The 13,470-nt window shown below is 37.9% G+C and carries 10 protein-coding genes; all 10 read right to left on the bottom strand.

Features of this window, described 5'->3' with window-relative positions; translation table 11 throughout:
* Nucleotides 1-156: 156 nt before the first annotated feature.
* Nucleotides 157-777 carry a hypothetical protein gene (locus DSM106972_RS50235; RefSeq protein WP_186538499.1) on the bottom strand — a complete coding sequence of 207 codons (621 nt, stop codon included), beginning with the start codon at nt 775-777 and terminating at the stop codon, nt 157-159.
* A 757-nt stretch (nt 778-1,534) separates the two neighbouring features.
* Nucleotides 1,535-1,936 (bottom strand): XisI protein, encoded by a 402-nt coding sequence (locus tag DSM106972_RS50230; RefSeq protein ID WP_127087727.1) that lies wholly within the window; start codon nt 1,934-1,936, stop codon nt 1,535-1,537.
* Nucleotides 1,918-2,337 carry an element excision factor XisH family protein gene (locus tag DSM106972_RS50225; RefSeq protein WP_127087726.1) on the bottom strand — a complete coding sequence of 140 codons (420 nt, stop codon included), beginning with the start codon at nt 2,335-2,337 and terminating at the stop codon, nt 1,918-1,920. The genes DSM106972_RS50230 and DSM106972_RS50225 overlap by 19 nt, the downstream gene beginning before the upstream one ends.
* Nucleotides 2,338-2,807: 470 nt before the next feature.
* Complete coding sequence (hpsE, locus tag DSM106972_RS50220) at nt 2,808-3,779, bottom strand: hormogonium polysaccharide biosynthesis glycosyltransferase HpsE (protein WP_127087725.1); 972 nt, start codon at nt 3,777-3,779, stop codon at nt 2,808-2,810.
* A gap of 143 nt (nt 3,780-3,922) precedes the next feature.
* Complete coding sequence (locus tag DSM106972_RS50215; protein WP_127087724.1) at nt 3,923-4,585, bottom strand: pilus assembly FimT family protein; 663 nt, start codon at nt 4,583-4,585, stop codon at nt 3,923-3,925.
* Nucleotides 4,586-4,639: 54 nt separating this feature from the next.
* Nucleotides 4,640-5,683, bottom strand: a complete 1,044-nt coding sequence (hpsC, locus tag DSM106972_RS50210; protein WP_127087723.1) for a hormogonium polysaccharide secretion pseudopilin HpsC — start codon at nt 5,681-5,683, stop codon at nt 4,640-4,642.
* Nucleotides 5,684-5,818: 135 nt separating this feature from the next.
* On the bottom strand, nt 5,819-6,556 hold the full coding sequence (hpsB, locus tag DSM106972_RS50205) for a hormogonium polysaccharide secretion pseudopilin HpsB (protein ID WP_233787229.1): 738 nt from the start codon (nt 6,554-6,556) through the stop codon (nt 5,819-5,821).
* A gap of 23 nt (nt 6,557-6,579) precedes the next feature.
* Nucleotides 6,580-11,388, bottom strand: a complete 4,809-nt coding sequence (gene hpsA / locus DSM106972_RS50200; protein WP_127087722.1) for a hormogonium polysaccharide biosynthesis protein HpsA — start codon at nt 11,386-11,388, stop codon at nt 6,580-6,582.
* 648 nt (nt 11,389-12,036) lie between these two features.
* Nucleotides 12,037-13,206 carry a glycosyltransferase family 4 protein gene (locus tag DSM106972_RS50195; protein WP_127087728.1) on the bottom strand — a complete coding sequence of 390 codons (1,170 nt, stop codon included), beginning with the start codon at nt 13,204-13,206 and terminating at the stop codon, nt 12,037-12,039.
* 14 nt (nt 13,207-13,220) lie between these two features.
* Nucleotides 13,221-13,373 (bottom strand): hypothetical protein, encoded by a 153-nt coding sequence (locus DSM106972_RS52045; protein WP_158633041.1) that lies wholly within the window; start codon nt 13,371-13,373, stop codon nt 13,221-13,223.
* Between the last annotated feature and the right edge of the window lie 97 nt (nt 13,374-13,470).

Here is a 13,470-nt window from a genome sequence, read left to right as displayed (position 1 = left end):
CTAAGAGGATGTTTGAAAAGTATCTGTGAATGTCATGCTGAGGCACGAAGCATCTCAGTATATAGTTTGAAACCCTAGATTCTACCCTGCGGGAAAACTACGTTTACGTTCCGTAAGACTCCACTCAGAATGACAATTTATACCTTATCCGACTTTTCAAACATCCTCTAACTGCTTGATTGATTGAAAAGCGATTTTTGCACTTTCTTTATTTCCCAACATTTTCAACCAAATAGTGTCAGGGTTATCAACCAGTTGCTCAATAATCACAATTCCCATCCGCAATATTTCAGGAAGCCGATATACACCCATGCCCAATTTTGAAGCTAGTTGAGCGTTACATAAATTCAATAGTTTTTCACTACAATTAACCGTCAGTATCCAAGTAAATGGGTTTTGATCTTCTATTTGTTGTTTTGCCTGTTTCGACAGTCGCCCAGAAGCTGTTAACCCTAGCTTGGTTTTGTTATTCTCTACGAGTTCTTTTTGCTTTTGCGTCCAATAAAGATTTTTTCGAGTAATCGATTTATTAATATCTGTCTCTTCTAAATAGGAGCTATAATGTTGGATGATAATCGTTGGATGCTCTTGCATTAATTGGTCGAATAAACCTAAATTCTCTTGCTGCCAACCTTGATTTTGTCGTTTCATAAACATCAAATCAATTTCGAGGTCTTCATCGTTGTGGATTTGGATATTTTGTAGAGTATCTCCTTTTATTTTATATAAAGATTGAATATAGAATTTGAAGAATCTATCGTGTTTGTATTGAGCCATTTAAATTTATCTAGTCCTTGACAATGCTTTGATGTTATAATTAATTTAAGCGATAAAAATATCTTTAAGCCATTATAACCAAAATTAGTGTTAAAAAACACAACTAAATCAAGAAATCAAAATTGCTAAAAAGCTTAATATTTTAAGTTTTTATTGCACTTTACATAGTTAACTTTAATTGTACCTACCTTGTACACATTTATTATCACATTACATCGTAACAAAACTTGACAAGCACTGCTACAGTTTATCGGAATTGATGGCGCCCTCAATAATTTAATGCCTGCTTGTTACTAATGCTATTCAGTTAAATGAGACTTTATGCCCTTAAGTATAAACTACATCACATCCAATACTGCTCGGTTAACGTATATTCTTACGTGACATGTCACGTCTTTACGGGGGTTTTACGTTTCGCAATTGCCTTAACCGAGCAGTATTGACATCGCATCTAATCTACAGTTAAAAAAATTACAATTAAAAAATAGTCCTATTTGAGAAGACTTTAGTTTGATTTATTACTGTTCTTGATTGGGTATCCATTGCTCTACCTCCTCCCTTGCAGGCATAGACGTTGTTTAAGCACAAACATTAGTATTATAGCCCAATATAGGAGGTACACATATTATAATACAAGTGACAATAAGCGCTCTGTTGACGCATCAGTTGTAGGGTAAGACTGTCTTCGACAAGGCTAATACTACGCGCTTACGTGCGTGTGCGGCACCTGCAGATTGATTCTGTGTAAGCGTGTTTATTAAAGAATACAATATTCTGGGTTATAAGCTCTAAGATGAGGTGGTATTAGTCCTAAAACAATATTCGATTTTGGAATACCTACTTTTGCGAATTCTTCACCAATCTCAATATCTGTTTTATTTATTTGAATCCAAACTTTATCTTCAATAATATCAACATGAAGAATTGGATTAAAAATGTGTTTAGACCCGTTCCAGCCTGTTCGCAATAGTTGATAACGGTCGCTATGAGTATCAAAAATAGTTACAATTTTAATTTGCAAATTATCTTCTGGGAGATCAGCGTGGGCGGAAAGGACTTCCGTTATTAGCTTACGATATGTTTCTTTTATAGGCGCCTCGACAGTATTATGAGAATCCTCAACGGTTTGATTTGTTACTGTTATGGATTGGGTATCCATTGCTCTACCTCCTGTGTTGTATCATCCACAATTAACAAGTTTACTTGATTTTCGGTGATACTAGCTTGATAAAATGATTGGCTTAACTCTTCTTCATACACAGACAAGGGTACTGCAAGATAGAGAATACGTCCGAGATTTTGATACCGAATAATCATTCTATAATGAATATACTGACCTATAGCTTGATGAAAGGCGTAAACAATACTGGCAGCAATAAAACTTTTGACTTCAACTGCTATACTAACCGTACCTTTTTGCGCTGTAATGAATTTATCGGCACTCAAGTCAACCTCTAAATTTGTTTCATTAAAATTTAGTTTGAGAGGTTTGATATTAAGCCATCCGTCTTGTATTAGCGCTGTTTCAACTGTTTTATAAAAGAGGTCTTTAGCAGGCATTTTTTAATTATCGTATTACACTCTATAATAATTTACTATATTTTTGCGTAAATAATTACAGTTGTTTAAATAGTTAAAATATAATTATATATAAATTTTGGTATGTAATCTCTACCTTTGCGCTGCGAGGATGTGTACACCACATCCATTATCACATTATACCGTAACAAACCTATTCCTTGCACTGCTTGCTACAGTTTATCGGGATTGATGGCGCCCTCAATAATTTAATGCCTGCTTGTTACTAATGCTATTCAGTTAAATGAGACTTTATGCCCCTAAGTACAAACTACATCACATCTAATGTAAAGTAAAAAAAACCACAATAAAAAAAGTCCTCTTCAAGAGGACTTAAGCTATTAGCATAGGTGTTTACAACCCTATGCGGTTAAAAACATATCCAAAAATTGACAAACACAACGTCACATAGATTACATTCACACGAAAAAACGGCGCCTACAAACCATCCGTTACATCCGTTGTATCCGTTGCAAATAGCCATTCCTCCACAAATAAAAAGGACTAATCAAACTACTCACAAACAACTGCATCTCACAAACAGCAACTAATTCTGTGAAAACTTGGCGCCTGTATTTAATTAGATGAGTTATTATTTTGCGTAAATCATTCATCATGTAAGCAAAACAAGCAAAAGGTCTTAATTGCGGTTTAATATTAACCATCCTTGTAACGTATCTACTTAAACCAATACCGCGAAAGAATGGTAATAAATATTCTTTTTGCAAACGCCAGTGTGGGATTTGATGGTGAATTTCCATAGCAGGGTTATACCAAATCTCCCATCCGGCTTTTTGGATATATGAGAGCATTTCAGTATCTTCACCAGTCAGCATGTTACCGTTAGCTCTACCTGTGAGGATTGGGTTATCTGGTATGCATTCCATCCAAGCTTGTTTACGAACAACTAAACCTGCTGATGGAGGCAGCATTTTTTTACGCTTGTCGTACAGTAAAGGAATATCACCACGTTCTGTAATAGCTAGAAATGGAGTAATGCGTTTAAAGTTTGGTGGTGGTTCAACTTCCCAAGCTGGATGTATTTGACTTGCATAGGCACCACATTTAGGATGCTGTGTACTAAATGTATATGCTTGATATACCCAATTTGGTTCTGGATAGTTATCGTCGTCAAGGAAACCTATGAGTGTACCTTGCGCTTCAGATACTGCGCGCTTACGTGCGTGTGCGGCGCCTTGTTGGGTTTCGAGGCAGTATTTTAGTGGGAAGGGGTGGCGCCAGTCTTTTTGATATTCGTGTACTATTTTAGCGGTGTCGTCTGTGCTGTTGTTGTCAACTACTATGATTTCCCAGGTAATGTGTTCTGTGTTGATTTGGTTTTGTAGGAGTTGGAGGAGAGTGGGTAGGAGATGGGCGCCGTTATAGGTGGGGATGGCGATGGTGAGGTTAATATAAAAGGTCATATTATAGTATTTGAGAACTTAAATTGCTGGTGGTAAATTTGGACAATAAAAAATGCGCCTGATTTTTCAATTTTCTCTCAGAGGTGCATTTGTAATATTCGTATTTACACTGTTTTTGAACGTATGGTAATAATTTTCTATACTTAATCACACTTAGTATCTTGTGTAGTTTGCATCCCTCCCAATAAAGTTTGAATAATAACACAGCGTTTAGTATTGCTTGCTTGTGTTGGGCTTGTAGAATTAGGAATAGCTATAACAATCTTTAAGCCAGTAGTTCCTAAGTTAGCATCTGGTAAAGTGCCTCTATGATCAAAAGTAATTTTCCTCGGTGTTGTGAAGTTAGCAGATGCGGCACCAGCAGCAGTATTTTCACCTGTAATGTTTGTACGTAGGAGAAACTGTTTAGAGTTTACTCCTATTTCGCCTCCTAATGATTTCCATGTACTTATATCTGTAGCTACTGCATCTATATCTGTGCCACCAGCAGGATTAGGCTTTTTAGTAGGAACAACAGCATATTCCAATGCATTACTATTTTCCCTGAACCAAACACTATAATTTTTTTTAGTTTTTTTAGCTTCCCTTTGAGCTTCTTGTACGGCTGCAAAAACAACATCGTTAAGCTTATTTAATCTTTGTCTATTTGTAAAAGCAAGCCAACCAGGTGCTGCAATAGCTGATAAAATACCAATAATTATAACTACCGCAAGCATTTCAATTAGAGTAAATCCAGCAGTTGATTTAGATAAAGAATTATTGGTTATATTTTTGTGTCTGACACAAAAGTGGAGATAATTTAGCATTTTATTTTTTGAAGTTAATGTGGTTTAAAAACTGATTATTAGTATTGTTTTAATTTATTCAATTCCAAGAAATCCACGACCTTTAATTTGGACAGTAGCAGTTGGAAAATATTGAGCATTATTTGCACTATATGTTCCTCCGTTTTGAAATTTTGCCAACGCATTACCTCTAATAAAAACACGTGCTATGTAGTTTTGAGAATTGACACAAGCATAAAAACTATATGTTTTTAAAGTTGCTGGTACTGAGCTTTCAGTATATCTTGGGACTTGTTGCTCATCTGCATTACAACTCTGAGATGGAGGTAAGTTTTGAGTACTTTGGTCAATATAATCAACTAAGGCTGTAGGAGAAATATTGTAAGCATCTGAATGCTTTGTCCAGTTACCTAATTTTTTCTTTAAATTACCTTCTAAGTCTAAATTAAATGGCATGAAACCACTATCAGGCAATGTTAGATAGTTAACGGTTCTTGTAGTCCCATTTACAGTTTCACTTCTAGTTAGAGTTCCAGTTACATCACGTATACCATGTCTAATTTCCCAACGCTCAATTCTAGCAGTTGTTGAGTTCCAAGTAGAACTGCCACCTTGTACTAAATAGTAAACAACTAGAGAGTAAAGTTGATAATCTTGGTCACTACAAGGATTACCAGGTAAGGGCAACTTAACCAAACAACCTGCTCTGACATCAGTAGTTCCAACTTTTACATTTTCATTTTTATCTAAAAAGTAACGCTTCCAAAAGACAAGTACTGGAACTTGAGTTTTACCTGCTGGTGTAGAAGGTAATTGGCTAAGAATACCGTTAATACCGTCTGCTGATTTACCATAAATACCATCGGCGTCATAAATGTATATTGCTTGTTCTAAATCTTGAGAGATATAGTCAAGTGCAGATTGTATCTCTTGTTCTGAATTAGTTTTTGCTTGTTCTTTACGGTCTGTATCTAAAATATTAACCATAAATCCAAGTAAAGGGGTTATAACTAAGACTGCCATAACCATTGCCACAAGTAGTTCAATAAGGGTAAAACCTTGTTGCGGAACAGAAGATTTTATTCTAGTTTTAAAGAAATATGTAAGTAAAGTTCTCATCTAGTGGTTTTCCTTTTCCTTTTTATTTTGCTTTACTCGCATTTTATAGCTAGTATATAAATCGGGTTTTTTATTAAAAAACCCGGTTTATTTGGGCTTATCGCAAATATTGAAAGATGTCAGTTTACTGTTCACTCAATTTTGCCGACAACCACCAAAGCGGTCACAGTAGCTACCATAATTAGTGTCAGAGTCTCTTGACAATACCTCAGTACTAACTTCGATTAAGGGCGCTTGTCTATTCCCCAAACCACCTGTGAAAGTCGCCTGTTGCTCACGTATCCTTAATGCCCTACCGTTATTGAACGCATCGGCTCTATAAACTCGCACAGCTAGTACATAGCCTTTATTAGCATCATCAATAGTGGTGCTATTGGTGGTGGTACTGCGAAAAGCTTGGATAATAAAGTCTTGGATACCAGAGCATTGACCATTTGCATCACGGTCAATGCAATACATACTAGCAGTTGCAGTATTGGTGCAATATCCAGCAGTTAGGGAAGTGCAAGACAAACTCTGACTGGGAGTGCCTCCTGAGTCTACGAAAGCAACACGACCTGAAGTAAAAGCTCTAGTAGTAGGGTTAACCTCAGATAAAAGTATTTTGTGTGATGGGGGTCTGATTGTTCCTGAACGAACACCATCAATGTATGCTCTAGCAGCTTGAGTTCCTAGTTCTACGCGCTTTGCTTGTACACGAGTCGCAACTGACAAGGTAAGTACTGGTGCAATAGCCGCCAAGAGAATCGAAGCTACTATCATAGCCATCAAGGATTCAATGATTGTAAAGCCAGCTTGAGAGTTTGCAGATTTGACTCGTCTAACTCTGGTCGCAAACTTGATGTTTTTGCGGAATCGCTTACATTTCATCATTGTAGTTCACCTCTAACTAGCATTTAGGATGGATAAGCAGAAGTTGGACAGTTTGAAGGACGATAATTCTGAGGAACTACAAACTCTGACCAAGGCGTAGAAGCACTAGAACTACTAGGTTGCTTTTTGCTGCATAGCAAAGCGTTTATCCACGGGTCATCTTTACTAACTTGACGGAAATAGTCTGCTGGTGGACCAGATGGAGGAACGGTAAAGCGTTGAGCAAACAAGTCGGGTAACTGCGATAAGAGGGCAACATCAAGACCCCATGTCCTTGATGGCGGCGTGTAGTAAGGTAATGTACCCTCTGGTAAACCTTTATTTGTTACATATCTGTTGAATAAGTAATCAAAGAAACTGATATTGCTGGCAACACTACCACCAGTTGTTACTCTGCCACTTAGTATGGTCGAAAATGGTGCTGTTGAGTAGCTACTACGTTTAAACTGAATAAAACTGCCACTAATATTAGTTCTGTACTGAGGATTACCGTCACCTCCCCAATATTCTAAGAAGCGAACAAAATTACCTAAACCTGCTGATTCCTCTTCTGGGCGACTTGGACTATTACCTGATACAAACGCTGAGTTAACAATCATATCCTGTGTTGCTTGTTGTACCCATTGTTTTTGAATAAGCACAGTTCCACTTCCCTGGTTCAGTGTTGTATTACTAGCTGTGGGAGTACCTTCAGGACTAAATATTTGAAGAACTGGTACTAATTGGGGTTGTTGCGTTCCTGTTGGCAACGTTCCTTGGATAAACAATGGATTATCAGCACCATAATGAACATTTGCAATGTTGTTAGGTGAAGCTGCATTGTTAGTTGTTCTAAACCACAAAGCTAAACTACCAGCTGGTGCATCAGATGCCGGACGAGGTCTTGAAACGCTGAAAGTACTATACGGAAACCTTTGTACTCTCCCAGCACCAGCACCAGTAATACCTATTGGTACCGGCAATGCACCAGGAACCGTAATTATGCTTCCTGTTGAGTCTAATAATTGATTACTGTTATTTCTTAAGAAAGCAACTCTTCGTGCATAACTTCGGTATTGAAGAGCAGCAGGTTGAGCAGTAGTACCAGCTTGATGTGTATTTGGAATATCAAGACTTACTGTGCCATCTGTAGTAATATCTGATATTTTTAGCGCTGTGACTCCGGGTGCTGCTGGTCTAATGAACCAATCTCCATCTCCACAAGTACTTGCAGGCACATTGGTACAGACCTCCATCAAATACTCACGAGACTCAGATGTTCTCCTTTGAATAGGTGTTATACCATTCGCCAAATATGATGTTTTGAAGTAGTTCGCAGTAGCTGTATTGGGATACCCGCTAGTATTAGCCCAATTGGCAGTAGTTACAAAATTATTAACTAATGCTGTGTTTGGAATAGTTACTGAATTATCTCTCAAATCATAATCACCATGATTACGGAAACCATCGCGAAAACTGCCAGACAGAAGAGTTATAGCATCAGAGATAATTGTCGAAGGGCGCCATAAATCTCCACCAGTTGCGGGACATCCTGTTCGACCTGGACGGCAAGCGTAGTTACTGTTAGGAGTTGTACGACCATAAAAACCTGTGCCTGATACTGTTTGAGTAAACTCTTCAATTTGAGTTGTAGCAGTTGAGCTTGTTCGGTGTAAGTTAAAATCTCCTTCTACATATACAGGTAAGTTGCTAACTAAAATTAAGCCTTTCTCAGCTTGATTATATGTTAAGTTTGCTCCACTACGTGCTAAAACACCACCATTGATTAACCGAATACCATTCGGACGGCGAGTTGGGTCTAGTTTAAAGTCAGTTTGGCTGAAAAGTTCAATTTGTGCTAATCTTTTTGGGTCACTAAGACGATTAGGGTCTACTGGTGCAGTGTTGATAGTGGCAAAACTCAAATCTTCCAATGCATCGTCACGAGTTGCGTAAATAATACCACTATTGGGTAATAAATACTCGCCAGTTCCATAAGGTGTTGCTGCAAGATAACCAATATCTATCTCGGTAACGCGAACTTCTAACGGTTGACGCTGTTCTAGATCAAGTCCATAGTCGCCTCTTACACCAGTTTGATAATCATTAAAATTCTGAATCGCTTTAATTTCTCTTGAATCCAAAAAGGATGCTTCTTTGATTTTGTCATGCGCGATAACAGCATTAGACACTGTTGCTGTATTATTCAAAATAGCGATTGAACACAGTGCAGTATCTACTGCCGAATAGTCCTCTAATGTAAAGTTTGTGAAGTTACCATTCCTAGAGTATTTCTCTATAGCATTTCTTAAAGGCTCATTAACGATACGTCCATTAGGGAATACCAATCTTGACTGACGCTTGAGAGTATTTAAGGTGGTAGCATTTATGCTTCTACCAGGAAAAGTGTAGGCAACACCATTATTAGATTTACCATTCGCATTATAGTTAACAGGTAAAGGACTACCGTTGTAATTACCATTTCTAGCAGTAGTTTCGTTAGTTGGATCGTAGTAACTGCTTACGCAAGCAATGGGAGTCCGGTCAACATTTTCAAGACTAGCCGTTGCTGTACCACCTTTGTAATGGTAGACTGCTGTTGCTCGCATTAACAAATCACCTTTCAAGCTATTAGCAGGATTTGTCATTGGCATCGCATCAGACCAAGCAACTATATTCGGGCTTGGTACTCCGCTATCATTAAAGGGCGCTGGTAGAGGCATTTGATTCAAACCTGCACCAACAAAGCTTCCATCGAGCGTTGGAGTAGCTAAGAAAGAGTTTGCAGCACGAGGATAGGAGGGTACGTCACCGACTACACCATTATCATCTACATATATTCCGGCACCTGTTACTACACGTAGACCACCAACATTTGCTAAAGGGTTGGCAGAGTTATCTTCAGCTGCTTTTTGTTCCCAGAAGTCGTTACGTTCTGTTACACCTAAGTTTAATTGTGCTTCAATTTGTGAGGCGCGAGTACGATGCTTATTGTTATTAGCTGGTGCATTCCAAAAAGTATTACTAGTTGGGTTTACTCTTTGACGAGCTTTTTGTCCGCTAACATAACGACCTTCATCATTCTTCCAATATGCAGGTAGGTTATTTCCAAGCAACATACGGTCGCCTGGATTTAATTCTTTGCCCGCATCCTTTTGTGCTGCTGGTTCAGTCGCTGATAGTTTGTCTAAGCTAAGAGTAAGTCCTGTATTTGTAGAACCTATCTCTCTCCATTGTTGCGGTACCTCTATTTCTCCACTGCCCGAAAAAATAGAACCAGTCGCGAATGAACCTAATGCTTGAGCATCAGTTGGTATTGCTTGCGAAACTTCTGCAAATGGTACACGGCGAGTACGGTTTCTTAAGTAAAGCTCTATTTCATCACCCAAAATATCGTAAGCTCTATCTTTGTCTATACCAGCGCTTTGCTCAACCCTTTGTTCAAAATTATCTTTAATCGCTTGAGGATATTTTGTTACGCCAGCAACAGCAGTTTTTAGCTGTTGAACTGTACCCGTTGGATTATCTAATACAGTAGTGCATGTTGTACAAATATCTAGAGCTTCATTTTTCATTCTGCTGATACGTCTATCATAAGCTGCATCATTATGCCCTATTAACCTACCACCATTTAAAGTTGTAGACTTTTCAGTAGTACTTGCACCCACTTCAGCAGTATTAGTTACTGGGGCTACTCTGTAACCATTAAATCTATGAACTACAACTTTTTTCCGTTTCCCATCATCTTGAGAAACGTTACCATCTCCAAAATTTCCACCTACTGTTATTTTGGCGTACTCCGCATCATAAAAACATGAATATTCACTACTTACTTGTCTGAAAACAACGGCATTATCTGCATATTGTCCACTCGCAAGTAAGTTACTATCTGTATGTACAGCACCATTAAGTTCTAATACGCTACCAGGAGTAATTTCCAAGTCATTCTGAAACCATACAGCTTTATTATTAATAGGAATTCTTTCTCGATCTTGTTGATATTCTAAGGCTGAAAAAGCAGACTTTCCTTTCTCAAAATTAGTGCCAAGACCAGCTGTATTTTCAATCGGCACATTAACGGTATAAACAAGAAAGCTTTTTGCCAATGTTCCGCCAGCTTTATACCAGTCAGAATCACCTACTAAACTAGCACTTGTACCAAGAGCAGCAGCACATGCACCACCAATTTGGCTTTTATCCATTGGTGGAGTTCTTGCTTCAAGCGGATTTCTAGGACGATTAAATGTGTTAGTACTAGTACTACGTGTTGGACTACGAAAATAGATACCATAAAGAGTATAAGTATCGAATTTACCGTTATTGTTTGTATCAATAGGAAATGTCCAAGCCGTATTTAAAGTTTCATCTTGTTGCAAATTGGCTAAGTTGCTTTCAATGCTGTTATCTTTATCAATATCAAAACCTAATTTGAGACGATTCTCATCACCAAAATCGTATCTTTTGTTGTTTTTTATTACATCATAAATAGCTACATCACTAGGAGTCGAGCGTGGTAATGAAGGGTCATTTAATAACTGTTCTATCTTTGCCTGCGCGCGGTCTAGTGCTGGCATTGCGGCATTGACAACAGCTTCATTAACTCGTACATTGCTAGCATTCTTCGCACGCTCAAACGACCTAAACACAATTGCGACGGTTAGTAGTACTACCACTATCGAAACCATTGCAACCGTAGGCAATACAAAACCAGCGTTGGGAGATTTACGCCTATTTTTCGCAACTAATAAAGTTTGCAACAACCACACAAATTGCTTTTTGAGTGTAGCGATATAAGCACAAAACTTTCTGTAGTTTTTCCGGATAACCTTAATCAACTTGCGATTTCGAGACATAGCCCCTTTCCTGCGAAGTAATAAAATGCGATTTTTATCAAAATGTTTTTTGTGGTAAATTTAGCCTGCTGAAAATACAGCAGATTAATCTAGCCTCGTATTTAAAAACAAGACTTTAAATAAACAACGTTAACTCGTTATAACGATAACGAGATTTGAAACAGTTGTATGAAATTGATTATCGTGAATAAATCTTCCGGTTAATGAAGATTTTACCTGAACTAATTAATTTATAGCTGAGAGAGAATAATAATGCCATAGCTTTACATTAACTTTGTAAAATGTGCGTCTTCTCTAAGGGAACTTAATGAACAAGTCACTGTAAGAGTAAGCTTATGTTACCCATCGGAAGGCTAAAACATATCAGTTGGTAAGGAAAATCATTCTAGTTAACCAAAAAGGGTATAGTTTACTATTGTTTAATTTTGGTGAACCTAAGCTCAGGCACCCTACCATTTCGGACGTAAGATAGAACTTCATAAGAAATTCAACGACTTTGCTTAGGCGCCTTGGAATGTTTATAAGGTTTTTAGATGAAGGGGAATTTAAAATCTTGCTAGGTGCTGAGAAACCGGGTTTCTTTCGTGACTAGTGGAGATTGTGGTGTTCAGTGACGAAGAAACCCGGTTTCTTTGGCAGGTGCCTTTATTAACTTACTAGCTCGCTCATGACATGCTTGGCGCCTTCAACGGCGACTTTCCAATTTAAGCGTGTTTGATACTGCTCGAACGATGACAGCGCTAATTCTATATAGTTATCGTAGTTTGTCATCAGTGAATGCACGTATTCGCAATACTCAGAGATATTGGCTAAGAGCGAAAAAGTCTTGCCGTTGAGGTTATCTTGAATTATGGTGCTAATACCACCTACGTTTGTTGCTATGCCAGGAACTCCAAAGGAATTTGCTTCTGCAAATACGTGGGGTGTACAATCTGCTTGGGTAGGTAATATTAAAAAGTGCGCTTCTGCAAATAATTGATTCAACTGTTCTATTCCCTGTGGTTTGGATTTATCGATAAATTCGATAACTTTGACTGTATCTGGTAAAGGTTCTTTGACTTTTGGCTTGCATCCAACTACTATCAATTCTGTCTTCAACCCATTCTCGTTTAATTCTTTAACTACCTTAAGTGCAGTGTCGCCTCCCTTTCTTACCCAGTCAACGCCAATAAATAGTAATTTACATGGACTTGGCTTTTTAGCTTTGATTATAGTGTGTATATCATCCAACGTGCGATTACACTCAATATTGGCGCCCCAAGGTATGACTTTTACTTTACATGAGTCTATACCATAAGTTTTAATTGCCGTTTGTGCCGCCCATTCTGATGTATACATTATTAAATCACATCTGTGAAGTGCTGATGCTTCCATTTTGTAGATGTTTTTGATGTTCTCGTCGCACAAGTTTTCCATGTGCCGATAAAATTTAATCAGCGAACTCAATGTTGCATCTGTCCACAGCACTAATGGCTGTTTACATTCAACATAGGCTATTGGTACTATATTTTCTGGACACAATGCTATCGAGGCGTTTGATTGTTTTAATTTTTGTTCGATTTGACGTGCATAGTTTTTAGATATTATTGGTTCGTAAGAACGGTAATAATCTTTTTTATATATATTCCTGTATATGCTCCACTTCGCTCTTGTAATTATTTGATATTTTTTAGCAAGGGCGCCGATATAGTCTATTGATACATTTTGCTGGGTTAGTTGATGCGCTATGTAGTTACCTGCTGCACAAAGTCCTTGATGGTTTCTTGACCAGGATGTTTTGTCTAGTACGTTGTATTCTGTAACATAGGCAAGTTTCATTTTCATAATTTTTGTTAAATAACACAAGTATAAAATTTCCCAAGCGGGCGCCAGATAATCTCATTATTCCCAAACGGGCGCCCCCAAGTGTTATGAGTGCCAAAAGGGCGCCGTAATTTATCTCCATAAATGCGCTCGTGTGGGTTTGCTTCATAGCAGCACATCACAGAAACGACAGGCGCCGCTAGTAGTCCGTGTCATTAGTTTTGGGGTGTTGTGCTATACTTTTAAATATATAACAACACAACTAAAAAATACAAGCAT

This window comes from Dulcicalothrix desertica PCC 7102 (assembly GCF_003991905.1).
GTDB lineage: Bacteria > Cyanobacteriota > Cyanobacteriia > Cyanobacteriales > Nostocaceae > Dulcicalothrix > Dulcicalothrix desertica.
The sequence above is the reverse complement of the archived record's forward strand: the minus strand, read 5'-3'. Positions and strand labels throughout refer to the sequence as shown.

Excerpts from the sequence above, each read along its gene's own strand:
- DSM106972_RS50235 (WP_186538499.1), bottom strand. The coding sequence starts at position 777 with ATGGCTCAATACAAACACGATAGATTCTTCAAATTCTATATTCAATCT.
- DSM106972_RS50215 (WP_127087724.1), bottom strand. The coding sequence starts at position 4,585 with ATGCTAAATTATCTCCACTTTTGTGTCAGACACAAAAATATAACCAAT.
- hpsA (WP_127087722.1), bottom strand. The coding sequence starts at position 11,388 with ATGTCTCGAAATCGCAAGTTGATTAAGGTTATCCGGAAAAACTACAGA.
- DSM106972_RS50195 (WP_127087728.1), bottom strand. The coding sequence starts at position 13,206 with ATGAAACTTGCCTATGTTACAGAATACAACGTACTAGACAAAACATCC.
- DSM106972_RS50225 (WP_127087726.1), bottom strand. The coding sequence starts at position 2,337 with ATGCCTGCTAAAGACCTCTTTTATAAAACAGTTGAAACAGCGCTAATA.
- hpsB (WP_233787229.1), bottom strand. The coding sequence starts at position 6,556 with ATGATGAAATGTAAGCGATTCCGCAAAAACATCAAGTTTGCGACCAGA.
- hpsC (WP_127087723.1), bottom strand. The coding sequence starts at position 5,683 with ATGAGAACTTTACTTACATATTTCTTTAAAACTAGAATAAAATCTTCT.
- DSM106972_RS50230 (WP_127087727.1), bottom strand. The coding sequence starts at position 1,936 with ATGGATACCCAATCCATAACAGTAACAAATCAAACCGTTGAGGATTCT.
- hpsE (WP_127087725.1), bottom strand. The coding sequence starts at position 3,779 with ATGACCTTTTATATTAACCTCACCATCGCCATCCCCACCTATAACGGC.